18 protein-coding genes and 1 riboswitch are annotated in these 23265 nt (G+C 73.0%); of the genes, 8 read left to right on the top strand and 10 right to left on the bottom strand.

The window, feature by feature from the left end; genetic code table 11:
• Positions 1–19: 19 nt before the first annotated feature.
• Entirely contained in the window at positions 20–790 is a 771-nt protein-coding gene (locus ACBJ59_RS47885; protein ID WP_375116696.1) for an IclR family transcriptional regulator C-terminal domain-containing protein, read from the bottom strand.
• Positions 791–893: 103 nt separating this feature from the next.
• Between ACBJ59_RS47885 and ACBJ59_RS47880 the strand changes: the two genes are divergently transcribed.
• From ACBJ59_RS47880 to ACBJ59_RS47865, 4 genes are read left to right on the top strand one after another with little or no spacing between them, the layout of a single operon-like run.
• Positions 894–1073, top strand: coding sequence for a hypothetical protein (locus ACBJ59_RS47880; RefSeq protein WP_375116695.1), 180 nt, complete (start codon positions 894–896; stop codon positions 1071–1073).
• Complete coding sequence (locus ACBJ59_RS47875) at positions 1070–2653, top strand: thiamine pyrophosphate-dependent enzyme (RefSeq protein WP_375116694.1); 1584 nt, start codon at positions 1070–1072, stop codon at positions 2651–2653. The genes ACBJ59_RS47880 and ACBJ59_RS47875 overlap by 4 nt, the downstream gene beginning before the upstream one ends.
• Positions 2654–2664: 11 nt before the next feature.
• Positions 2665–4125: a benzaldehyde dehydrogenase gene (locus tag ACBJ59_RS47870; protein ID WP_375116693.1), complete on the top strand. Its 1461-nt coding sequence runs from the start codon at positions 2665–2667 to the stop codon at positions 4123–4125.
• Between the two features lie 44 nt (positions 4126–4169).
• Complete coding sequence (locus ACBJ59_RS47865; protein WP_375116692.1) at positions 4170–5918, top strand: ABC transporter substrate-binding protein; 1749 nt, start codon at positions 4170–4172, stop codon at positions 5916–5918.
• On the opposite strand, the gene ACBJ59_RS47860 is transcribed toward ACBJ59_RS47865, so the two are convergent.
• From ACBJ59_RS47860 to ACBJ59_RS47835, 6 genes are all read right to left on the bottom strand, one after another.
• Positions 5854–6663: an SDR family NAD(P)-dependent oxidoreductase gene (locus ACBJ59_RS47860; protein WP_375116691.1), complete on the bottom strand. Its 810-nt coding sequence runs from the start codon at positions 6661–6663 to the stop codon at positions 5854–5856. The genes ACBJ59_RS47865 and ACBJ59_RS47860 overlap by 65 nt on opposite strands.
• Complete coding sequence (locus tag ACBJ59_RS47855; RefSeq protein ID WP_375116690.1) at positions 6627–7454, bottom strand: polysaccharide deacetylase; 828 nt, start codon at positions 7452–7454, stop codon at positions 6627–6629. Before ACBJ59_RS47855 ends, ACBJ59_RS47860 begins: the two co-directional genes overlap by 37 nt.
• A complete protein-coding gene (locus tag ACBJ59_RS47850) occupies positions 7447–8571 on the bottom strand; it encodes a C45 family autoproteolytic acyltransferase/hydolase (protein ID WP_375116689.1) in 1125 nt (374 codons plus the stop codon). The genes ACBJ59_RS47855 and ACBJ59_RS47850 overlap by 8 nt, the downstream gene beginning before the upstream one ends.
• Positions 8572–8587: 16 nt before the next feature.
• Entirely contained in the window at positions 8588–9892 is a 1305-nt protein-coding gene (locus tag ACBJ59_RS47845) for an MFS transporter (RefSeq protein WP_375116688.1), read from the bottom strand.
• A 34-nt stretch (positions 9893–9926) separates the two neighbouring features.
• Positions 9927–10676 carry an SDR family NAD(P)-dependent oxidoreductase gene (locus ACBJ59_RS47840; protein WP_375116687.1) on the bottom strand — a complete coding sequence of 250 codons (750 nt, stop codon included), beginning with the start codon at positions 10674–10676 and terminating at the stop codon, positions 9927–9929.
• A gap of 111 nt (positions 10677–10787) precedes the next feature.
• A complete protein-coding gene (locus ACBJ59_RS47835) occupies positions 10788–11639 on the bottom strand; it encodes a bifunctional methylenetetrahydrofolate dehydrogenase/methenyltetrahydrofolate cyclohydrolase (protein WP_375116686.1) in 852 nt (283 codons plus the stop codon).
• A 231-nt stretch (positions 11640–11870) separates the two neighbouring features.
• On the opposite strand from ACBJ59_RS47835, the gene ACBJ59_RS47830 reads away from it, so the two are divergent.
• From ACBJ59_RS47830 to ACBJ59_RS47820, 3 genes are read left to right on the top strand one after another with little or no spacing between them, the layout of a single operon-like run.
• The gene (locus ACBJ59_RS47830) at positions 11871–16097 is read left to right on the top strand and encodes an NEW3 domain-containing protein (RefSeq protein WP_375116685.1); all 4227 of its coding nucleotides are present in this window, start codon (positions 11871–11873) and stop codon (positions 16095–16097) included.
• Entirely contained in the window at positions 16094–17248 is a 1155-nt protein-coding gene (locus ACBJ59_RS47825; protein ID WP_375116684.1) for a hypothetical protein, read from the top strand. The genes ACBJ59_RS47830 and ACBJ59_RS47825 overlap by 4 nt, the downstream gene beginning before the upstream one ends.
• Positions 17248–18801 carry an ROK family protein gene (locus tag ACBJ59_RS47820; protein WP_375116683.1) on the top strand — a complete coding sequence of 518 codons (1554 nt, stop codon included), beginning with the start codon at positions 17248–17250 and terminating at the stop codon, positions 18799–18801. The genes ACBJ59_RS47825 and ACBJ59_RS47820 overlap by 1 nt, the downstream gene beginning before the upstream one ends.
• A gap of 548 nt (positions 18802–19349) precedes the next feature.
• Here the strand turns inward: ACBJ59_RS47820 and ACBJ59_RS47815 are convergent.
• The gene (locus ACBJ59_RS47815; protein WP_375116728.1) at positions 19350–20789 is read right to left on the bottom strand and encodes a glycine hydroxymethyltransferase; all 1440 of its coding nucleotides are present in this window, start codon (positions 20787–20789) and stop codon (positions 19350–19352) included.
• A 35-nt stretch (positions 20790–20824) separates the two neighbouring features.
• A riboswitch (ZMP/ZTP riboswitch) is annotated at positions 20825–20910 on the bottom strand.
• Positions 20911–21077: 167 nt separating this feature from the next.
• A complete protein-coding gene (locus ACBJ59_RS47810) occupies positions 21078–22259 on the bottom strand; it encodes an FAD-dependent oxidoreductase (RefSeq protein WP_375116682.1) in 1182 nt (393 codons plus the stop codon).
• 31 nt (positions 22260–22290) lie between these two features.
• Here ACBJ59_RS47810 and ACBJ59_RS47805 point away from each other — a divergent pair, with 31 nt between their 5' ends.
• Positions 22291–23019 carry a TetR/AcrR family transcriptional regulator gene (locus ACBJ59_RS47805; protein WP_375116681.1) on the top strand — a complete coding sequence of 243 codons (729 nt, stop codon included), beginning with the start codon at positions 22291–22293 and terminating at the stop codon, positions 23017–23019.
• Here ACBJ59_RS47805 and ACBJ59_RS47800 read toward each other — a convergent pair.
• On the bottom strand, positions 23016–23195 hold the full coding sequence (locus tag ACBJ59_RS47800) for a hypothetical protein (protein ID WP_364112719.1): 180 nt from the start codon (positions 23193–23195) through the stop codon (positions 23016–23018). The genes ACBJ59_RS47805 and ACBJ59_RS47800 overlap by 4 nt on opposite strands.
• Between the last annotated feature and the right edge of the window lie 70 nt (positions 23196–23265).

Here is a 23265-nt window from a genome sequence, read left to right as displayed (position 1 = left end):
GTGGGCGTGGCGGAGGCGCTCAGGTGCGGGTGACGGAGAGGGCGGCCAGGTCGGCCTCGATCTTGGCGGCTGTGGCGAGGAGCGGGGGGAGCAGGTCGCGGACGGCCGCCTGCAGGCTCGTACGGGTGGCGTGCGTGGAGACGTTGACCGCCGCCACCGTCCGCCCCGTACGGTCGCGGATGGGCGCCGCGATCGAGCGCAGCCCCTCCTCCAGCTCCTGGTCCACCATCGCCCACCCCCGCCCCCGGACCTCGTCCAGCTCCGAGCGCAGCGCCGCGGGCAGGACGATCGTCCGTGAGGTGAGCCGGCGCAGCTCCGCCCGCCCCAGGTAGGCCTCCAGCGCCTCGGGCGTCAGCCCCGCCAGCAGCACCCGCCCCATCGACGTGCAGTACGCCGGGAACCGGGTCCCGATGTTGATCGTCACCCGCATGATCCGGGCCGTGGCCACCCGCGCCACGTAGACGACGTCCTCCCCGTCGAGCACCGCGACCGAGGCCGACTCGCGGACCTCGGCGGCCAGCCGTTCGAGGTGCGGGTCGGCCACCTCGGGCAGCGACAGGCTGGACAGGTAGGCGTAGCCCAGCTCCAGCACCCGCGGCGTGAGCGCGAACAGCCGCCCGTCGCTGCGCACGTATCCGAGGTCGGTCAGCGTGATCAGGAAGCGCCTGGCGGCGGCCCTGCTGAGCCCGGTCGCGCGGGCCACCTGGCTGAGCGTCAGCTCGGGCTCCGCGGCGCTGAACGCCCGGATCACCGCGAGCCCGCGTGCCAGCGACTGCACATGATCGACCATGTGATCCCCCTTGACAGGAGCCGACAAGAGCGTAGCTTCCGCGATACGGGGTTGTTCGGTCAGAGAATACATGTGCGCATCGCGAACAGAAATGGGAGCCAGTGTGCGTCGCGCCCCCTTGATCCTCGCCACCCCGCTCGTGACCGCCCGCGGCGGCGCGCAGCCCCGAGCCGACCTGGAGGACCTGCGGATCGACCAGCTCACGACGCGCTCGCTGCCCCGGTTGGTGGAGCCCCACGAGCGCGCCCACCGGCGGCTCCGGCGGCCGAGGGGGGCGCTGTGACGAGTGTCAGGGACGCGGTCTTCGAGGTGCTGCGGCGTCACGGGCTCACGACTCTCTTCTGCAATCCCGGCTCGACCGAGGTCTCGCTGCTGACCGGGCTGCCGGACGACCTGCGTTTCGTGCTGGCCCTGCACGAGGGGTCGGTGGTGGGGATGGCCACCGGGTGGGCGATCGGGCGCGATGCCCCGGCGCTGGCCGTCCTGCACACCACGGCCGGGCTGGGCAACGCCGTCGGGGCCATCGCCACCGCCCGGGAGAACCGGGTGCCGCTGGTGATCCTCGTCGGGCAGCAGGACCGGCGGCATCTGGCGCTGGAGCCGTTCCTGACCGGGCGGCTGGGCGGGCTGGCCGGGGACTATCCGGTGCGGGTGGACCAGCCGGTGCGGGCCCAGGACGTGCCGGGCGCGGTGGCCCGGGCCTTCCACGAGGCGGGCACGTTCCGGGGGCCGGCGCTGGTCGTGGTGCCGATGGACGACTGGGTGGCGCCCTTCGACGGGGAGGTCCTGGCGGCCCCGCGGCGGCTGCTGCGGCCGTCCGCCGTGGCCGACGCCGACCTCGCGCCGCTGGTGGAACTGCTGGCGGGGGCGCGTACGCCGGCGATCGTGGCGGGCGCGGGCGTGGGCGACGGGTGGGACGCGCTGGTGGCGCTGGCCGAGCGGCTGGGGTGCCCGGTGTACCAGGAGTCGTTCGGCGGGCGGGCCGGGTTCCCGCAGGACCATCCGCAGTACTTCGGGGTGCTGCCGGCCGACCGGGCGCGGTTACGGGAGCGGCTGGGGCCCCACGACGTGGTGCTGGCGGTGGGAGCGCCGGTGTTCCGGCAGTACCCGTACGTGCCGGGTCCGCTGGTGCGGCCGGGCACGGTGGTCGCGCTGGTGACGGACGATCCCGCGGTGGCCCATCGCAGCCCCGCCGACCTCGCCCTGCTCGCCTCGCCCGGGGCCGTCTGCGATCGCCTGGCCGCCCTGCTGCCGTTATCGGGGCGGGGCGGCGCGAGGGCCCGGGCGGAGGCGGAGGAACCCGCGACGGAGCCGCTGCGGCCCGCGCATGTGCTGCGCGAGCTGGCCAGGCGGTTGCCCCGCGACGCCGCGCTGATCGAGGAGACGCCCTCGTCGCGCCCCGACCTGCACCGGCTGGTGCCCGCCAGGAACCCGCTGGGTTTCGTCTCGGCGGCCATGGGCGGGCTCGGGTTCGCCGTCCCGGCGGCCGTGGGCCTGCGGATGGCGCTCCCCGACCGGCCCGTGGTCGCGGTCGTGGGCGACGGGTCCGCGCTCTACGGCCTGCACGCCCTGTGGAGCGCGGCGCACTACCGGGTGGGCGCGCTGTTCGTCGTGCTCGCCAACGGCCGCTACGCGGTCATGGACCGGCTGGCCGACCAGCAGGGCGGCAAGGGGCCGTGGCCGCCGTTCACCGAGGTGGACATGGGCGGCCTGGCCAGGTCGCTCGGGTGTCCCGCCGTACGCGTGGACTCGTACGAGGAGCTGACCACGGCTCTCGACGACGTCATGCCCACGCTCCCCACCCGCGACAGCCCGTTGCTGCTCGACGTGGCCGTGGGCGTGGATCCGGATTTCCAGCCCTGAGGAGGCGCACCATGACGTTCCTTGACCCCAAGATCTGGACGGGACTGATCTTCGACGGTGCCTGGACGGCCTCGCGGGCCGGCGACGTGGCCGTCGTCGAGCCCGCGACCGGCGACGAGCTCGGCCGCGCCGGTACGGCCGGCGCCGAGGACGTGGCGGCGGCGGCCGTACGCGCCAGGAAGGAGCAGCGGGCCTGGGCCGCCACGCCGTACGAGGAACGGGCCGCCCTGCTGCGGCGGGCCGGGCGGCTGTTCGAGGAGCACGCGCTGGAGATCCAGGACTGGGTCGTGCGCGAGTCCGGCGGCGTGCCGGGCAAGGCGGCGTTCGAGACGCACGTGGCGGCGCAGGAGTGCTACGAGGCGGCGGCGCTGGCCTCGCAGCCGCTCGGCGAGGTGCTGCCGACCTCCCGCAAGCGGCTCAGCTTCGCCCGGCGGGTGCCGGCCGGGGTCGTGGGCGTGATCGCGCCCTTCAACTTCCCCCTCATCCTCGGCATCAGGTCGGTCGCCCCGGCCCTGGCGCTGGGCAACGCGGTGGTGTTCAAGCCGGACCAGCGCACCGCCGTCTGCGGCGGCTACGCCATCGCCCGCGTCTTCGAGGAGGCCGGCCTGCCCGACGGCCTCCTGCACGTGCTGCCCGGCGGCCCCGAGGCCGGTCAGGCTCTGGTGTCCGACCCGAACATCCCGGTGATCTCCTTCACCGGCTCCACGGCCGCCGGCCGCCGGGTCGGGGAGGCGGCGGCCCGCTCGCTCAAGCGCGTGCACCTGGAGCTGGGCGGCAACTCCGCGCTCGTGGTCTTCGACGACGCCGACCTCGACCCGGCGGTGTCGGCGGGCGCGTGGGCGTCGTTCTTCCACCAGGGCCAGATCTGCATGACCTCCGGCCGGCACCTGGTGCACGAGGCCGTGGCCGCCGAGTACGTGGAGCGCCTGGCCGCCAAGGCCGCGGACCTGCCGGTCGGCGACCCGGCCACGGGGCAGGTCGCGCTCGGCCCGCTCATCGACGCCCGGCAGCGCGACCGCGTGCACCGGCTGGTCACGGAGAGCGTGACGGCGGGGGCGCGGCTGGCCGCCGGCGGGACGTACGAGGGGCTGTTCTACCGGCCCACGGTGCTGGCGGAGGTGCCGGTCGGCGCTCCGGCGTACGCGGAGGAGGTGTTCGGGCCGGTGGCGCCGGTGACGACGTTCTCCTCGCTGGAGGAGGCGGCGGCGCTGGCGGGGGACTCGGAGTACGGCCTGTCGCTGGGCATCCTCACCCGGGACGTGATGAAGGGCCTGGCCCTGGCGGACCTGGTGCCGACGGGCATCGTGCACATCAACGACCAGACGGTGGACGACGAGGCGGTGGCGCCGTTCGGCGGGGTGGGGGCCTCGGGGACGGGGTCCCGGTTCGGCGGGGCGGGCGCCAACATCGACGCCTTCACCGAGACGCAGTGGGTCACCATGCAGGGGGACATCGCCAGGTATCCGTTCTAGAGCCAGCATGGCGGTGTCCGGTATGTGCCCGGTATCGTCGCGAAATGGGGAAACGTCTCGAAGCCGAGCCTGAGTTTCGAGCCAGGCTCACGGTGGAGGCCGGGCAGCGCGTGCTCACCGGCGCCGGCGCGTTCTTCGCGCGCAACCGTTCCCTCGTCGGACACGCGAAGCGGGCGGCCGGCGAGGGGCCGGGGACGCTGCGTTACTACTGGCGGGGTGCCGATCGCCGGCTCTACCGGGTGACCGTCGAGAGCCACGGCACCGAGCGCGGGCCCGTGACCGGGCTGGAGGCGCGGCGGTGTGCCGCGCCCTGGGGGCTGACCCAGCGGGAGCACGAGGTGCTGACGTGCGTGGCCGTCGGCATGACGAACCCGGAGACGGCCGCGCGGGTGGGGTGCGGGACCCGTACCGTGGCCACGCACGTCGAGAACGTGCTGGCCAAGCTGGGCGCGCCCACCCGGGCGGCGGCCGCCGCGCTGGCCATGGCGGAGGAGGCGCTGCTGGCGCCGTTCGCGGCGCCCGAGGGGATGGAGATCACCGCCGTCGGGCGGGTGACCCGGGAGGCATCCGGTGGGCAGGTCCGGCGGGCCGGGGCTCCCCGCGAGCAGGCGCGGCGGCCGATCCGGCTGGGGGCGATCTATCCGCTCGACGGCCCCCGCCGTTTCGACGCGCTGGCCATGCGGCGGGGCGCGGCGATCGCCGTGGACGAGCTGAACGCCCGGGGCGGCGTCGCCGGGCGGCGGATCGACCACCTGGCGATCGAGGTGTCCGGCGACACCGACGGCGATCTGCTGCGTGCCGTCGACTACCTGCGCTCGCACGACGTGGACGCCATCACCCTGGGCAACGTCAGCCCGCGCCACCACCTCGGCGCCATCACGCTCGCCGCCGAGTACCGGGCGCCGCTGCTGCACTCCATGGTGACTCCTTCGATTGCCGAGCACGTGCACGACAATCCGGGCGTGCTTGGGCAGACGTTCCAGGTGTGCGCGACCGAGACCGCCTACTTGTCCGGATTTATCAGGACGTTGGACCTGCTCGCGGAGTCCGGGCAGTGGCGGCCCGGCAACCGGCGGGTGGTGGCCGTGATGCGCGAGGACGGCTACGACCCCGTGCAGGCGAACGGGCTCGCCGAGCTGGCCGCCGCGCGTGGCTGGGAGCTGGCGGCCATGGTGCCGGTCCCGGACACGGGCGTGCCGTGGCCGGCGGTGGTCGCGGCCGTGCAGGCCGGGGATCCGGCCGCGGTGCTGGTGTGCACGTACGTCGAGGACGAGCTCCGGCTCTTCCTGCGGGAGCTGCGCAAGAGCGGCGTCCGCTCGCTCGTCCACACGGTGTGGACGCCCACGATCCCGGGCTTCGAGGAGCGGATGGAGGGGCTGGCGGAGGGCCTGCTGTGGTCCACCGTGATCGGCACGTACGGGGACCCGGTGAGCGCCAGGTTCATGGAGCGGTACCGGCGGGCCCACGGGGACGAGCCGGGCAGCGGGAGCGCGGCGATCCACTACGACATGATCCACATGCTGGCCGGGGCCTGGTCGGCCGTGGGGCGGCCCTGGGACTTCGGGGCGGTGGTGCGGTCGCTGCGGGAGGGCGTGCACCGGGGAGCCGCGGGGCCGTACTACTTCGGCGGCCGGGGCCAGCGGGCCCTGGCCTACCCCGACGACACGTTCGACGCCTCCCTGGCCCACGCCCACCTCGTCCATCAGGTCCAGGACGGGAAGAGCCGGGTCATCTCCCCCGTGGAGCTGGCGCGGCACCGGTTCCGGCCGCTGCCAGCCACGAGGGCATGGTAGGCGAGCCGAGCCCGGCGCCGCCGTCCGCCGCGAGCACGTGCCCGTTCACCCAGGCCGAGGCCGGCGAGCACAGCCAGAGCAGGCTGGGCACGATGTCCTCCGGGGTGCCGACGCGGCCGGCCGGAGCGGCCTCGCGCAGGGCCTCGACGTAGTCGTCCGGCACCGGGTTCAGCGCCGACCCGACGTCCACGAAGCCCGGCGCGACCGCGTTGACCCGCACGCCTAGGGGGCCGAGCTCCAGAGCCAGGCCCCTGGTCACCGCCTCCAGGGCCGCCTTCGATGCCGCGTAGACGGTGGTGCCGGGGCGCGGGCGCAGGGCTCCTCCCGTGCTGGTGAACACGACGGTGGCCGGGCGCGCGTGCCGTACGCACAGGTCGGCCAGCGCCGTGGCGGCCATCAGCGCCGAGCGCGTGTTGACCGCCATCACCGCGTCGAACAGCTCCTCCGTCGTCTCCAGCGCGCGCCGCGCCGGGAACAGGCCGGCCACGTGCAGCAGCGCGTCCACCGGCCCGTGCTCCTGCCACCCGCGCAGCACGGCGGCCCGCGCCGCGCCGGGCTCGGCGAGGTCGGCCGGCACGGGCCGGGCGTACCGCTCGGCGACGTCCGACCGCGGCGAGTCCACCGCCACGACCTCGTGGCCCGCCCGCGCCAGCGCGGCGCACGCGGCCGAGCCGATCCCGCCGCACACGCCCATGACCAGGGCCCGCATCACGCCGCCCGGAAGGCCCGGGCGGTGTCCAGGCACGTACGGAAGTCCAGCGGCCGGTCCAGGCAGGCGTCGAGAAACCGTTCGAGCCCCATCAGGCGATGCCCGCGCCCGATGACCTGCGGATGGAACGTCAGCACGCACACCCCGCCGGGCACGTCCCGCACCATGTAGTCCACGTCGTCGAGGAAGTTGCGGAACACGCTCGCCGGGTCGCGCAGGCCCGGCAGCACGGCGTTGTCCAGCCGCAGGTACTCGAACTGCGGATAGTCGTCCAGCGACCACGACACCGGCAGCTCGACGAGCGGGGTGGGCTCGCCGAACCGGTACGGCCCGTCGGGGTCGGCCACGTCGCCGCGCCTGGCGTAGTAGGGGGTGTAGTCGGTGGCCATGAGGCTGGAGTCGTACTCGCAGCCGAGCTCCAGCAGCACGTCCACGGTGGAGGCGGTGAAGTCCCAGCTCGGGGTGCGGTTGCCGGCGGGCTCGTAGCCGGTGACCTTGATGATCGAGTCACGGGCCCTCGTGGCCGCCGCCATCTCGCCGTCCCGGTCCAGCTTGGAGACCGCCTCGTGGACGTAGCCGTGCAGGGCGATCTCGTGGCCGGCCTCCGCGATGGCGGCGCACTCGGCGGGATAGGTGTCCACGGTGTGCCCGGGGACGAAGAACGTGGCGGTGATGCCGCGCTCGCGCAACATCTTGAGGATCCGCGGCACCGCGTGCGCCCCGAACTCGCCCCGCGAGACCGGTCCGGGCGAGGTCATCCCCCGGGCCAGCCAGAGCGAGATCGCGTCGAAGTCGAACGTGAGGCAGATCGTCGAGCGGTCAGGCATGTTCCTCCTCGGTCGGGAAGCGGATCTCCGGCACCGCGCCGGGCTCGAACAGGTCGTCCAGGCGCCACCGCTCGTACGGCCGCTCGCACGGCGGGTGCGCCGCGATGTACAGCTCGCGAACGTCGAGGTCCATCAGCACGGAGTAGACGGACGCGACCTCCTCGCCCTTCGCCACGTCCGGATCGACGTGGCGGCAGATGCTGTCGGGGTAGGAGTAGTGGTCGCGCAGGGCGGCGACGATGTCGGCCAGCTCCAGATCCCGGGCCTCGGCGGCGTCCTCCAGCAGGTGCCTGGCCCGGGTGGGCCGCAGGAGCGTCAGCGCCGACGTGGCGGCCTTCCGGTCCACCAGCGGCAGCGGGCACTGGAAGTGGTTGGAGTGGGTGATCAGCCCGTCCCGCGGCAGCAGCGTCCCGAACACGTCGGGCGCCACCTCCAGGTCGATCGCCTCGCCCCCGGCGTCCGCGATGAGCAGGTTGCCGGAGGAGATCCGCGGCACGTCCAGCGCCTTGCGGTGCGCCTGGCTCATCGTCCTGGACTGCAGGACGCCGCGCAGCAGGTAGTGGTACGGCACGCCGGGGCCGCCGGTGTCGCGGTCGGAGACCAGGAGGTTCGCGCACACGCCCAGGCCCGCCGAGTTGAGCCCCGACTTGGCCAGCATGCCCGCCTCGGCCAGCGTGAGCACCGCGAAGCCCTCGGTGTCCCTGGTCGCCAGCAGGAACGTGACCGGGCCCTGCTCGGGATGCCAGTCCCAGTTCTGGGCCAGCAGCGTGTGGCGCGTCCTGGTGTGCCTGGGCAGCACGGCGACCGAGGTGCAGCCCTCGTCGCGGTAGCCGGTGCCGTACAACATCTCGGTGCGGGCGTTCAGCGCGGTGATGTGCTCGACCGGCTGTCCGGCGCCCGCCGCGAGCCCTTCGAGCATGGCGGCGATGCTCGCGTCGTAGCCCCTGGCCACGTCGAGGTAGGTCGCGCCCCAGCGGCGCACGTCCGCGCCGGTCAGCCCGGCCTGGTCCCGGAAGCGGCGCAGGTACGTCTCCACGCTGCGTGCGACCAGCTCGCTCGTGCGGCGGCCCAGCTCGGCGCCCATCTCCTCGTACGTGCCCTCGACCGCGATCAGCATGTCGGTCCGCTCCTCTCTAGCCCAGGCTCCGGTGCGCGCTCTCCTTCATGCCGAGCAGCACCAGGAGCGTCACCGCCGCGGACACGATCGGCAGCAGGGCCGTCGCCATGCCCGAGCCGGTGAGCTGCACCAGGCCCGTGGCGACGAACGGGGCCGTGCCGCCGAAGGCCATGACCGCGAAGTTGTACCCGATGGACATCGTCGAATAGCGCAGCTTGGTGGGGAACAGCTCGGACAGCGCGGCCGGCCCCGGACCCGAGAACATCGCCAGGATCACCCCGATCACGATCTGCCCCAGGAACACCCCCGCCACCCCGCCGTTCTGGATCAGCGCCATGACGGGCCAGCTCAGCACCAGGAAGCCCACGGCGGCGGACAGCAGCAGCGGCTTGCGCCCGATCCGGTCCGACAGCGCGCCGAACGCCGCGATGCACACGGTCAGCGTCACGAGGCCGACGAGGTTCGAGGCGCGCGCCACGCCCGCGTCCACGCCCGCCACGTCGGTGAGCCAGGTGGGCAGGTAGGTGAGGAAGAAGAAGTACGCGACCGTCCACAACATCGTGAACCCGAAGCCGCGGGCGATGCCGGGGAACTGGGTGCGCAGGCCCTCGCGCAGCGGGCTCTTCGCGGTCGTGCCCTTGGCCCGCTCCTCGGTGAACGCCGGGGTCTCGGCCAGGCCGTACCTGAGCCAGAGCGCCGCCACCGCCGTCAGCGCCGACAGCAGGAACGGCACCCGCCAGGCCCAGTCGGTGACCTGCTGCTCGGTGAAGATCGTGTTGTTGAGCGCGACGACGCCCGACGCCAGCAGGAACCCGGCCGCCGTCGACACCTGGTTGAAGCTGCCGAAGAAGCCGCGCCTGCGCTCCGGGGCGTACTCGACCAGGAACGCCGCCGAGCCCGCCCACTCGCCGGCCACCGAGAAGCCCTGCACCATCCGCAGGATCACCAGCAGCAGCGGGGCCAGCACGCCGATGCTCTCGTACGTGGGCAGCAGGCCGATCAGGGTCGTGGCCGCGCCCATCAGCAGCACGCTGACGACCAGCGCGATCCGGCGGCCGAACTTGTCGCCGACGTGGCCGAACGTGATCGCGCCGAGCGGGCGCATGAGGAAGCCGACGGCGAACACGGCGAAGGTGTACAGGGTGCCGACGATGCCGTCCGACTCCGGGAAGAACAGTTTGCCCAGCGTGGCCGCCGTGTAGGCGTACACGAGGTTGTCGTAGTTCTCCATGACGTTGCCGAAGCTGCCCGCCACGACGGCGCGCAGGTTGGAGCTTCGGGGGGTGCTGACGGTGGATGCTGTGGCGCTGTCGCCGCTCATCGCGACCTCTCACTCATGGGGGGTTTCGGGGCATTCACGACGCGGTGTAGCCGCCGTCGACCGGCAGCAGCACGCCGGTCACGAACGACGCTTCGGGGGAGGCCAGGTAGGCGACGGCCGCGGCCACGTCGGCGGGGTCGCCGGGCCTGCCCATGGGGGCGCGCTCTATCCGCGGGCGCAGTTGCTCGCCGGACAGCTCCTGGAGCAGCGGGGTGACGAACACGCCCGGCAGCACGCTGTTGACCCGGATGCCCTTGGGGGCGAGCTCCACCGCCGCGGTCCTGGTCAGCATGTGCAGGCCGGCCTTGCTGACCTGGTAGGCGACCGAAGACGGGGGTGAGGGCGGCGGCGGGGGCGGGATGTGGCCGTAGATGGAGCCGATGTTGACGACGGAGGCGTGCGGGCTGCGGGTGAGGTCCTCGACGAACGTGCGGATGCCCGTCCAGGGGGCCCACAGGTTGGTGCGCAGGACGCGGTCCCAGTCGTCGTCCGTGGTGTCGAGCAGGTTCTTGCGGGCGCTCACGCCGGCGTTGTTGACGAGGATGTCGAGGCGGCCGTACGTGGTGCGGACCCGGGCCGCCAGGTCCTGCCAGGAATGCCGGTCACGGACGTCCAGCGGGTGGTGGAGCGTACGGTCCTGGGGGAACCCGGCGGATTCGGCGTCGCGGTCGCGCAGGTCGCCGTAGACGACGTGCGCGCCGCGGGAGGCCAGGCGGCCGACGATGGCGGCGCCGAGACCGGAGGCGCCGCCGGTGACGACGGCGACCAGCCCGTCCAGCTCCATGGACATCTCCTCTCGGGCCTGCCCTACCGGCGTAAGCGCTGGTAGAGCCCTTGAGGACCATCCTGGAACGGCGGGCCGGCCGCCACCTCCGTCAAATGACGGAGGCGCGCCTTACCGGAGGCGGTGTTCGGCGGCCTCCACGACGTTGGACAGGAGCAGAGCGCGGGTCATGGGCCCGACGCCACCCGGGTTGGGGGTGAGGTATCCGGCGACTTCCTCCACGTCCAGCGCCACGTCCCCCGCGATCTTGCCCTCGACGCGGGAGACCCCCACGTCGAGCACCGCCGCGCCCGGCTTGACCATGTCGCGGGTGATGAGCTCGGGCACGCCGGCCGCCGCCACCACGATGTCGGCGCGGCGCACGTGGGCGGCCAGGTCGTGGGTGCCGGTGTGGCAGAGGGTGACGGTGGCGTTCTCGCTGCGGCGGGTCAGCAGGAGGCCCAGCGAGCGGCCCACCGTGATGCCGCGACCCACCACGGCCACCTCGGCGCCCTTGATCGGCACGCCGTATTCCTGCAGGAGCAGCACGATGCCGTGCGGCGTGCACGGAAGGGGGGCGTCGACCATGTGGACGAGCCGCCCGAGGTTGACCGGGTGCAGGCCGTCGGCGTCCTTGGCCGGGTCGATGCGCTCGAGCAGGGCCATCGTGTCGAGGTGCTTGGGCAGCGGGAGCTGCACGATGTAGCCGGTGCACGCCGGGGAGGCGTTGAGCTCGTCGATGGCCGCCTCGACGTCGGTCTGGGTGGCGGTCGCCGGCAGGTCGACGCGGATGGAGGCGATGCCCACCTCGGCGCAGTCGCGGTGCTTGCCGGCGACGTAGATCTGGCTGCCCGGGTCGTCGCCCACGAGCACGGTGCCCAGGCCGGGCACGACCCCGCGTTCCTTGAGCGCGGCCACCCGCTTCTTGAGGTCTGCCTTGATCTTGGCGGCGGTCGCCTTGCCATCGAGTTTCACTGCGCTCATGCCGCAATCCTTCCATGCCTGCCCGGCAGGCCCGCCCACCACCCGCCGATCCCTTCCCGTCCCCCTTGACCGCCGATCCCCGGCACTCTTCCTCGGCCAGGATCGCGAAGTTATCCACAGACGCCAGGCAGTCAACCCGGGTTATCCACAGCCAGTCGTTGACATCGTTGTCATTGATCTTGGAAGGGCTTAGTGTTACGGGCGCCAGCAACAAGTGCACGGAGGTCCCCCTTGCCTTTCCGCCTGTTGTCCGCCGAGTCGACCGACCTCTTCGTGGGCTCGCGTGACGAGCCCCGCCAGGTCCTGCGCGTCACCGTCGCCGAGGGAGAGCACGAGTCGTCGCTGGAGCTGCGCGGCGACGGCGTGCGCCTGGCCGGCCCGGTCACCGTTCCCCCGGCCGCCGGAGTGCTCGAGGTCCCCTTGTCCGTGTCGGCGCCGCCGGGCACCACCGTGCCGTGCCTGCTCACCCTGGCCGGCGACGAGGGGTCCCTGGAGGTGGGCGTCACGGTCGAGGAGCCGGGCTGGACGATGTTCATGGTGTCCCACTTCCACTACGACCCGGTGTGGTGGAACACGCAGGCCGCCTACACCAGCCCGTGGGAGCTGCTCTCCGCCGACGCCACGACCAGGCCGCTCTGGGAGCGCAATGCGTTCGCGCTGGTCGAGGCGCACATCGAGCTGGCCCTGCGCGATCCCGACTACCGTTTCGTGCTGGCCGAGGTCGACTATCTCAAGCCGTTCTTCGACACCCACCCCGAGCGCCGCGCCGACCTGCGCGCCCTCATGGCCGAGGGCCGGGTCGAGCTGGTCGGCGGCACCTACAACGAGCCCAACACCAACCTGACCGGCGCCGAGACCACGATCCGCAACCTCGTCTACGGCATCGGCTACCAGCGCGACATCCTCGGCGGCGACCCGCGCACCGCGTGGCAGCTCGACGTGTTCGGCCACGATCCGCAGTTCCCGGGCTATCTCGCGGCGGCCGGGCTGACCGGCAGCGCGTGGGCGCGCGGGCCGTTCCACCAGTGGGGTCCGATCAGCAAGAACTTCAAGAAGGCCAAGAACGACGCGGCGCTGATGCAGTTCCCCAGCGAGTTCGAGTGGATCTCGCCGTCGGGGCAGGGCGTGCTGACCCACTACATGCCCGCCCACTACTCGGCCGGATGGTGGACGGACTCCTCGCCGTCCCTGGAGGAGGCGTGCCGGGCGGTCCACGACCTCTACCGCTCGCTCAAGCCCGTGGCCGCGACCAAGAACATCCTGCTCCCGGTCGGCACCGACTACACCCCGCCCAACAAGTGGGTGACCGACATCCACCGCACGTGGGCCTCCCGCTACGTCTGGCCCAGGTTCGTCTGTGCCACCCCACGAGACTTCCTCGATGCCGTACGCGCTGACATGTCGTCCTTCAGCCCCCAGACGCGCGACATGAACCCCGTCTACACCGGCAAGGACGTCTCCTACATCGACACCAAGCAGGCCCAGCGCGCCGCCGAGGTGGCCGCCCTCGACGCCGAACGCCTGTCGACGTTCGCGTCCGTGCTGGGCCTGGGCGGCTATCCGCACACGGCGCTCGACAAGGTGTGGCGGCAGCTCGCCTACGGCGCCCACCACGACGCCATCACCGGCTCGGAGTCCGACCAGGTCTACATCGACCTGCTCACCGGCTGGCGAGAGGCCTACGACCTGGCCACGGAGGCCCGCGACAACGCCCTCGCGGCGCTGACCACCCGGATCGCGCTCGACGGGCGAAGCGTCGTGGTCACCAACACCCTGCCCTTCGCCCGCGACGGCCTGGCCAAGATCGTGCTCCCGGCCGGCCACACCCTGGCCGACCCGGCCGGCAGCCCGGTCCCCGCCGTCGCGGAGGGCGGCACCCTCACGTTCCTCGCCCACGACGTCCCGTCCATGGGCTGGCGCACCTACCGGATCGTCCCCGGCGTCCCCGAGACCTGGCACCGCTCCCCCGCCCCGGAAGAGCCGGCCCCCGCCACGATCGACAACGACCGCTGGCAGATCACCGCCGACCCCTCACTCGGCGGCGCCCTGACCTCGATCCTCGACCGCGCCTCCGGCAGGGAGCTCCTCACCGGCCCGGGCAACGAGCTGCGCCTCTACGACGAATACCCGCAACACCCCGACATGGGCGAGGGCCCGTGGCATCTCATCCCCACCGGCCACGTCGTGGGCTCGGCCGAGACCCGCGCGGCGACCACGACCACGGAGACGAGCCCGATCGGCCGGCGGCTGACCGTCACCGGGCAGGTCGGCGAGATCACCTACGAGCAGACCGTCACGCTGCTGACCGGCTCCGACCGCATCGACTTCACCACCCGCGTCCTCGACCACACCGGCGCCGACCGCCTGCTGCGGGTCCGGTTCCCCGCCGGCGTCGAGGGAGCGCTGCCGGTGTCCGACGTCTCGGGCGCCGTCGTGGGGCGCGGCTTCGCGCTGCCCGACGTGGACACGGCCGAGCACCCGTGGACCCTGGACAACCCGGCCAACACCTGGTTCGGCCTGTCGGCCACCGCGAAGGTCGATCTCGGCGAGGCGGGCGCGCGGGCGCTGGGCGTGGCCGAGGTGGTGGTGCCCGCGCTGGAGGACGCCCCGCAGGCCCGCGACCTCGTGGTGGCGCTGGCCCGCGCCGGGGTCACCGCCACGACGTCCGCCGCCCACGGCACCCGGTACGGCTGGCTCGACGTCGACTCCAACCTTCCCGACGTACGCATCGTGCTGGGCGGCCCCGACACCAATCCGCTGGCCGCCGAGCTCCTCGCCCGCGCCGACGTGTCCTACCTGGAGGCCCTGAAGTCGGGCGCGACCCGGGTCTGGGTCCCCGCAGAGCGCCCGCTGCCGGAGGTCTGGCAGCCCAGCGCCGACCTGCGCGATCTGCGCGCCCTTCCGGCCCTGATCGTCACCGACCCCATCGCCGACCTGGTGGCCGACCTGTCCGACGCCACCATCGAGGCCGTCTGCCCCCTGGGCGCCGAACACCTGGAAAACCGCACGGTCGCCCTCCTCGCCTACGGCCTTCCCGGCTTCGCGGTCGACCCGTCCGGCGCGCTCCACCTGTCGCTCATGCGCTCGTGCACCGGCTGGCCCTCCGGCATCTGGCTGGACCCGCCCCACCGCACGACCCCTGACGGCTCGGGCTTCCAGCTCCAGCACTGGACCCACGAGTTCTCCTACTCCCTGGTGGCCGGCGAAGGCGACTGGCGCGCCCTGCGCCTGCCGTCCACGGCCCAGGAGCACATCACCCCGCTGCTCCCCCGCCTCGTGGAAACCCCGCAACCGGGCAACCTCCCCGAGGTCCACTCCCTCCTCACGATCGCCCCGGCCCGAGACGTCCTCCTGGGCACCCTGAAGTCCACCGGCAACCCCCACGCCCACGGCCGCACCGGCGACCACCCGTCCCAGCAGGACCCGGCGGTGACGATCCGCCTGGTCGAATCCACGGGGCTGGGCTCCAGAGCCGAGCTGACCTCACCCGTCCTCACCCTGCACACCCTGACCCGCTCCGACCTCCTGGAACGCCGCACCACCCCGCCCGCAGCCCCAACCGCACCCGCCTCCCTCGAAGGGGCCAACCCCGGCCTCGACCTCACCGGCTTCGAGATCGCCACCTACCTCGCCGCCGTCCCACCCTCACCTCCCCAGCCGGAGCTGGCCTCCACCACCGAGCCGGCCCAGCCCGTCTACAGCCGCTACTGGCTCCACAACAAGGGCCCCGCCCCTCTGGGCTACCTCCCGGTCTCCATCGCCATCACCCCAGGCCTGATCACTCACCAGGAGGGCCCCTTCGAGGCGGAGGTCGTGCTCTCCTCCCACCTCACGGACGAACCCCACGAGGGCGTGGTGGACCTCCTCGTCCCGGACGGCTGGACCGCCACCCCCGCCCAGCGCCCCTTCCGCCTCCCCCCGGGCGGCCACCTCCGCTTCCCGGTCACGGTGACGCCCGCCCCCTCACCGTCCGGGCCCGGGCTGCACTTCGTCTCCGCCCGCACCCTCGCAGCCGGCCAGCTCATCGAGGACATCACCACCGTGGCCATCGGCGACGCCCCCGAGCTCCCCGCCGACGGCCCACCGCCGCAGTCCGGCACCGCCGTCCGGGGCACCAAGTCGGCCGAGGCCCGCTCCACCGGCCTGGCCGTCGCCACGGTCGCGGACACCGTCTCCCTCCACCCCGGCGACCGCACGGCTCTCACGCTGAGACTCACCAACACCACGTCGGACGAGATCCGTGGCGAGGCCCAGCTGGCCTCCCCGTGGGGCACCTGGGCCATGCTGCCGCGGGTCATCCAGGGCTTCACCGTCCCGGCAGGCGAGACGATCGAGGTGTCCTTCGCCGTGGAGGTGCCGCAGGACCAGCCGACCGGCCATGCCTGGGCCCTGGCCAAGGTCATGTGGTTCGGCCGCTGCCAATACTCCCCGGCGATGCGCCTGGAGGTTGCCCGATGACCACCGCGATCGGCTGGATCGACGACCGTCCGGTCCCCCGCGAGCTCCTGGACCGGCGCATCGCCGACCTCCGCAACGGCCCGCTCAGCTCGGCCCTCCCGGTGCCGGGCAGCTCGGAGGACCGCCAGCTCGCCCGCTGGCTGACCCAGGTCATCCTCACCGAAGCCCTCTGCGAGTCCACCGCCACCACCCTCGGCCTGTCCCCCCACCAACCCGACCCATCCACCCCAGCCCGACCACACCCACCCACCTCACCCCGACCCCGACCAGACCGACCCTCACCGCACGAGACCACCGCCGGCAAAGCCCTCCCCGACCGGCCCGCCCCCGCTCCGACCGCCCTCAGCAGCACCCTCCCGAACCCCGCACCCCTCGATCGCCCCACCCCCGACCACGCCCCCCTCGAACCCAGCGCCCTCGACCAGACCGATGTCCGTCCAGAGGTGCTCGATCGGGTGGCCGCTGTGGAACTCGGCTCGATCAACGCCGCCGCCTACAACGGCAGCCCATGGGTTCGAGCCGTGTTCCAGCACGTCACCGCCGCGGTGACCGTTCCTCCGGAGTGGCGACGGCCGCCGTCCCCCGAGCGCACCCCTCGCCACCTCGTACGCCACCGCCTGTTCACCGACCCCGAACTGGCACGCGAGGCCACCGAAGCGGACCTGGAGCGGCTCGGCCCGGTCGAGCTCGACTCGTTGCCCGGCACGATCGCCGAAGCCCTCCGAAGCCACCCGTACGACACGCTCGTCGGCCCCGTCGAGGACGCCCTCGGCTGGCACGTCGCGGTCGCGACCCCCGAACCGGACCCCCAGCAGACCACCACCACGGCCTCCCGGCTGACGCCCACCCCCGGCGCGTACCAGCCGGCGCCCGCACCCGACCCCAGGACGTACGCACCAATGCCCACGCCCACCGTCCAACAGGCTCCACCCACCGACCCACGGACGCCCCCACCCGAGAGCGCCGGCCGGCAGGCGCCCGATCACAGACCACACGCCGACGAAACCCACGACCCCCACCTCGTCGCGGCAGCACGTCGGCAGGCCTTCGCGCGGTGGCTCGACGACATGCGCGCCAAGAAGGTAAGACTCGTCCCCGGCCTGGAGCACCCTGGCGATCCCCGCCAGCCCGACAACCACCACAAACACTGATGAACTGCGTACTTGCCATTGACATCGGAGGAACCAAGCTCGCCGCCGCACTGGTGGACGAGGCCGGTTCCATCCTGCGTTCCGCTACCCGGCCGACGCCTCGTACAGAGGTCATGTCCGCCCTCGCGGCCCTGATCGCGGAGGTCACGGACGGCGGCCCGCCGCCCCAAGCGGTCGGCATCGGCTGTGCCGGCCCGCTGGACCTCGCCTCGGGAACCGTGAGCCCGGTGAACATGCCGAGCTGGCGGGGGTTCCCGCTGCGGGAGGAGGTGCGGAGGCTGACCGGACTCCCCACCATGCTCGCGGGCGACGCGCAGTGCTTCGCACTCGGCGAGCACTGGCTGGGAGCAGGGCGCGGATGCACGTCGCTGCTCGGCGTGGTCGTGTCGACCGGAATCGGCGGCGGCCTGGTCATCGACGGCGCCCCGCTCCTGGGCCCCACCGGAAACGCCGGACATGTCGGCCACATGAGCATCGACCCCTACGGCGAACGTTGCGAGTGCGGCGGCCGTGGATGCGTGGAGCACTACTCCAGTGGTCCGAACATGGTCCGCTGGGCTCTCGAGAACGGCTGGTCCCCCACCACCGCTCCCCCCGATCAGGACACCACCGCCGACCACACCGGGGCACCGGCTGGCGCGGGCTCCGGACGAGCCCCCCTCACCGACGGCTCCGAGTCGCATGCCGCCGTACGCGTCACCGACCCGGCGGGCGGAGCACCCGGACCCGGCGGGCAGCTCGCCGACGGTGCGGGGCAGGCGACCGTTGCGCGCTCCGACGACGCGGCGAGCGGTGTGACGAGCGGACCTGCCGGAGCGGGGACGGTCCTTCGCGACGGCGACGGGGACGGGGACGGGGACGGCGATCCAGATGCTGGTGGTGGTGGTGCTGGTGCTGGTGCTGGTGCTGGTGCTGGTGCTGGTGCTGGTGCGATCAGTGAGGTCACAGTCCCTTCCAGGGAGGGGGTTGGGCTCCGGGTTCACGACGGCGCCGGAAGTGGTGGGGACGCGGTTGCGGGTTCGCGGGGAGGGACGGTGAATCGCGTTCAAGAGATGGCGGACGTCGGACATGGCGGTGGTGGCATCCCTGCTCAAGAGCAGGCTGACGTTGGCCGTACCGGTGAGAAGGGGAACGTCGACCGGACTGATGCAGTCCGTACGGGCGTCCGTGCTGGTGTGAAGGCGGATGCCGGTCGTATTGACGACGACGCGGACGCCGTCGGTACGGGTGTGAAGGCGGATGCGCGGGCGCTCGCGCGTGATGCCGCCGCCGGGCATCCGGTCGCGGTGGCGGCGTTCGAGCGCGGCGCCAGGGCGCTGGCCGCCATGGTTGCGTCCACGGCCGCTGTCGCCGAGGTCACGACCGTGGTGATCGGGGGCGGTGTGTCCGCGGCGGGCGCCGTCCTGTTCGACCCGCTGGAGCGGGCGCTCGACGACGTGGCCGGGCTCGCCTTCGTCAGGGCGGTCCAGGTGAAGCAGAGCACCCTGGTGGGACGCGCCGGGCTGGCGGGTGCGGCGAATCTGGCCTGGCAGGCTGTCCGCTCAACCGCCTGAGTCCTCGTTCGAGCCCCAGACGGTCGTTGGCCTCTGGGGCTCGTTCGCCCAAGGGCCCGGGAACCCGGCCACCAGACCCGGCCCCTGGCGGGCTGCGGCACCACTGCCTGGCACCACCGCCCCGGCACCACCGCCTCGGCACCACCTGAACCGCGCATCCGGGATGAGGTTGCGCAGGCACTCGGGGTTCCGCACGCACGCCCGACGCCACTGGGCGACGGCACCCCGCCGGAGCCCCGAACAACCTTGCACGGCGGCCTTCCCCGCACGCACGCCCGACGCCGCTGGGCGACGGCACCCCCGCCGGAGCCCCAGCCGACCTCGCACGGCGGCCTTCCCCGCACGCACGCCCGACGCCGCTGGGCGACAGCGCCCCCGCCGGGGTCCTGGACAAACCTCGCGCGGTGGCCTCCCCGCACGGACGCCGGACGACCCGGGCGGGGTGCGTCCTGGGAAGGAGTCGGCGGCCCGGGCGGGGTGCGTCCTGGGAAGGAGTTGGCGGGCCGGGGTGTCCTGAGGCCGTAGGAGGGGGTTCCGGTGTGGAGGGGTCAGGTGAGGTCGAGGCCGGGGTAGAGGGGGTGGGCGGTGAGGAGTTCGGCTGCGGCGGCGCGGGTCTTGGCGGCGGTGTCGGCGGGCAACGTGTAGGCGGCCTTGGAGGTGCGGCCGTCGGGCGCGGACGCGGGGGTGGTGGCGGAGAGGACGTCCACGATCAGTTCCGCGATCCGGTCGAACTCGTCGGCGCGGAAGCCGCGGGAGGTGAGCGCGGGCGTGCCGACGCGTACGCCCGAGGTGTACCAGGCGCCGTGGGGGTCGCGCGGGATCGCGTTGCGGTTGGTGACGATGCCGGAATCCAGCAGCGCCGACTCGGCCTGCCGGCCGGTCAGGCCGAAGCCGGTCACGTCCAGCAGGACCAGGTGGTTGTCGGTGCCGCCGGTGACCAGCCGGACTCCCCGTCGAAGCAGCCCTTCGGCCAGGGCGGACGCGTTGTCCACGACCGCGCGGGCATAGGCGGCGAAGGCGGGCTGGCGGGCCTCGGCGAGGGCGACGGCCTTGGCGGCCATCACGTTCCCCAGCGGGCCGCCCAGCACCATCGGGCAGCCGCGGTCGATCGCGTCGGCGAACTCCCGCCGGCACAGCACCAGGCCGCCGCGCGGACCGCGCAGCGACTTGTGCGTGGTGGTGGTCGTGATGTGGGCGTACGGCACCGGGTCGTGGTCGCCGGTGAAGACCTTGCCCGCGACCAGGCCGGCGAAGTGGGCCATGTCCACCAGGAGGGTGGCGCCGACCTCGTCGGCGATCTCCCGCAGGGCCGCGAAGTCCACGCGGCGCGGATAGGCCGAGTATCCGGCGATCAGGATCAGGGGCTTGAACTCGCGGGCCAGGTCGCGCAGCGCGGCGTAGTCGAGCAGGCCGGTTTCCGGGTCGGTGCCGTACGAGCGCTGCCGGAACATCTTGCCGGAGATGTTCGGCCGGAAGCCGTGGGTGAGATGCCCGCCCGCGTCCAGTGACATGCCCAGGGCCCGCTGGTCGCCGAGGGCCTTGCGCAGGTTCTCCCAGTCCTGCTCGGTCAGGTCGTTGACGTGACCCACGCCGATGCTGGCCAGGGCCGGAGCCTCCACGCGGTGCGCCAGTACGCCCCAGAACGCCACCAGGTTCGCGTCGATGCCCGAGTGCGGCTGGACGTAGGCGTGGTCGGCTCCGAACAGGGCCTTGGCGTGGTCGGCCGCGAGTTGCTCAACGGTGTCGATGTTCTGGCAGCCGGCGTAGAAGCGGCGCCCGATGGTGCCCTCGGCGTACTTGTCGGACATCCAGGTGCCCATCGTGAGCAGCACCGCCGGGGACGCGTAGTTCTCGCTGGCGATGAGCTTCAACGACGTGCGCTGGTCGGACAGCTCCGTACGGATGGCCTCCGCGACGTGCGGCTCGACGGCGGCGATCACGTCCAGGGCACTGCGGTAGGCCGCGGTCACCGCGGTGGCGTCGTACATCTGCGGCTGGTGCACGGCATCTCCTGTTCGTCGCGTTGAGATGCCCAGGCGCGCGGCAGTACTGCGGAGCCGCTCCCCGGTGGTCATCCACCTTCAGGTCACGCCAGTAACGACCCGAGAGCGACGTTACGGCGACGCAGGATCGCGTGCAACGCCTTTCGAGGGTCCGGCGGGAGGGATGTCAGACCGCTGAGCCGGCCGCCCGTCGCCGCTTCGCGGGGATCAGGGGACGGTGATGGCTGGGTGGCGGCCGGCCGGGCGCGCGGGGGTCGGCGCGCCCCCTGGTGGTCAGGCGGGGAGGGCGATGGGCCGGTCCCAGTCGATGCGGTGCTCGTAGATCCAGCGGCTCGGGTCCGTACCGGTCCTGGCGGCGTGCTTCATGGCCAGGCTCATGATCAGGTCGCGCGGCACGCGCGCCAGCGGATTGAGCGCCTTCCAGCCGCCCGTACGGTTGCCCTGCGCCACGACCCGCTCGACCCGCCCCCGCCGCAGCACCTCGTACGCCCTGAACGCGGCCTCGATGCCCGGGCTGTCGCGCAGGCACTTGGCCAGGACGACGGCGTCCTCGATGGCCATGGCGGCGCCCTGCCCGATCGACGGCGCGGTGGCGTGGGCGGCGTCGCCGATGACGATCATCCGGTCGCGGTGCCAGACCGGGACGCGGGGCACGTCGTAGGAGCTCCAGCCGGCGAAGATCTCCCCGGTCGCGGCGATGATGTCGAGCGCGGGGCCGTGGTCGTGCCGGAACAGGTCGCTCAGCCGGGTCCGCCACTCCTGCTGGGTGATCGCCGCCATCTCGGCCGGTGTGAGCTCGGTGGCCTGGGCGGGGTTCGCGGCCCACCACACCTCGCCGTCCGGGTGCGCCGTGTAGACGAAGAAGCAGCGCTTGCCGAAGACGGCCTGCATCATGCCCGGTTCGGAGCCGGTCGCGACGCCGCGCGCGTAGCCACCGGTGTTGAGCAGGCCGGTGTAGCGGGTGCCGGGCGCCGCCGGGTCGATGATGCGCCGGGTGGCCGAACGCAGGCCGTCGGCGCCGATCAGCAGGTCGCCCTCGGCGGTGCTGCCGTCGGAGAACGTCGCCCGCACCCCGTCGCCGGTCGCCACGGCACCGGTGAGGCGCTTGCCGTACTCCAGGTGGAGGTCCTGATCGCGGAGGTACCGGTAGAGGTCGGCGCGCTTGACCGTCCTGCTCACCACGTCGCCCAGGCGGTAGGCCAGCTCGCCGAGCCGCCGGCCGGAGCCGCTGGTGATCGTGATGCCCGGGGTGTCGAAGCCGAGGCCGCCGACGTCCAGGTCGAGAGCGCGTAAGGCGTCGAGCGCGTTGGGCGCCAGCGTGAGGAAGGCGCCCGCCTTGTCGGCCGTACGGTCGTAGGCCTCGTACACCACCGCGTCCATCCCCGCCTTGCGCAGGGCGACGGCGCTCGCCGTGCCCGCGATCCCGCCACCCACGACCAGAGCTGTGTATGTCATACACCGAGTGTATGACATACACTCGTGTTTGATGGAAGACAATCTCTGGGAACGGCTCGCGAAGCCCGCGCCGGAGCCCAAGACCGGGCTGAGCCTCGGCCGCATCGCGCGGGCGGCGGTGGAGCTGGCCGACGCGGGCGGCCTCGACGCGGTCTCGATGGCCCGGGTCGCCGAGCGGCTGGGCTTCACCACGATGTCGCTCTACCGGCACGTCAAGAACAAGAACGAGCTGCTGCTCCTGATGCTGGACTCGGTCGCGGCCGTCCCCGCCGCGCTCGACGAGCCCTGCGCAGGCTGGCGGCCGGGCCTGCGGCGCTGGTGCGGCGCGCAGTGGGAGATGTTGCGGGCCCACTCCTGGATCGTGCAGCTGCCCATCACCGGGCCGCCCGTCACGCCCAATCAGCTCGCGTGGACCGACCGCGCCCTGGCGGCGCTGGCGGGCACCGGGCTCGACGAGCGCGCCAAGGCGGGCGTCGTGCTGCTGATCGCCACGTACATGCACGCCACCGCGCGGCTGAGCGCGGACCTCGGCAGCGCCGCGTCGGGCGCCGCGATCGCCGGCCACAGCGCGCTGCTCGGCTCGCTGGTGGACGCGCGGCGCCTGCCCGCGCTGCGCGCGGCGGTCGAGGCGGGAGCCTTCGACTACCCGCAGGACATGCCCGAGGAGGAGCGGCGCCTCGACTACGAGTTCGGCCTGGACCGGATCCTGGACGGGGTGGAGGTCATGATCGAGACCGGCCGCCCCGGAGACACGGCCTAGTCGCGCTCAGCCGCCTGGGCCTCGCGGCGCTCGATGATGCGGCGGGTGAAGGGGATGACCTCTACGACGCGGCTGCCGAGGTAGGCGCCGATGAAGGCGAGCACCAGGAGCACGAAGGGGCTGGTGGCCAGGCCGTTCATGGTGACGAATGCCTGCAGGATCGCGTCGAGCGCCATAGGGGTACTCCCGGGGGACGGGGATGCGGGGAGGAGTTCAGGGTAGCCGCACCCGGCCAGTGCTCGCCGC

It is taken from the genome of Nonomuraea sp. MTCD27 (genome assembly GCF_041950495.1).
In the GTDB taxonomy this organism is placed as follows: domain Bacteria; phylum Actinomycetota; class Actinomycetes; order Streptosporangiales; family Streptosporangiaceae; genus Nonomuraea.
The sequence above is the reverse complement of the archived record's forward strand: the minus strand, read 5'-3'. Positions and strand labels throughout refer to the sequence as shown.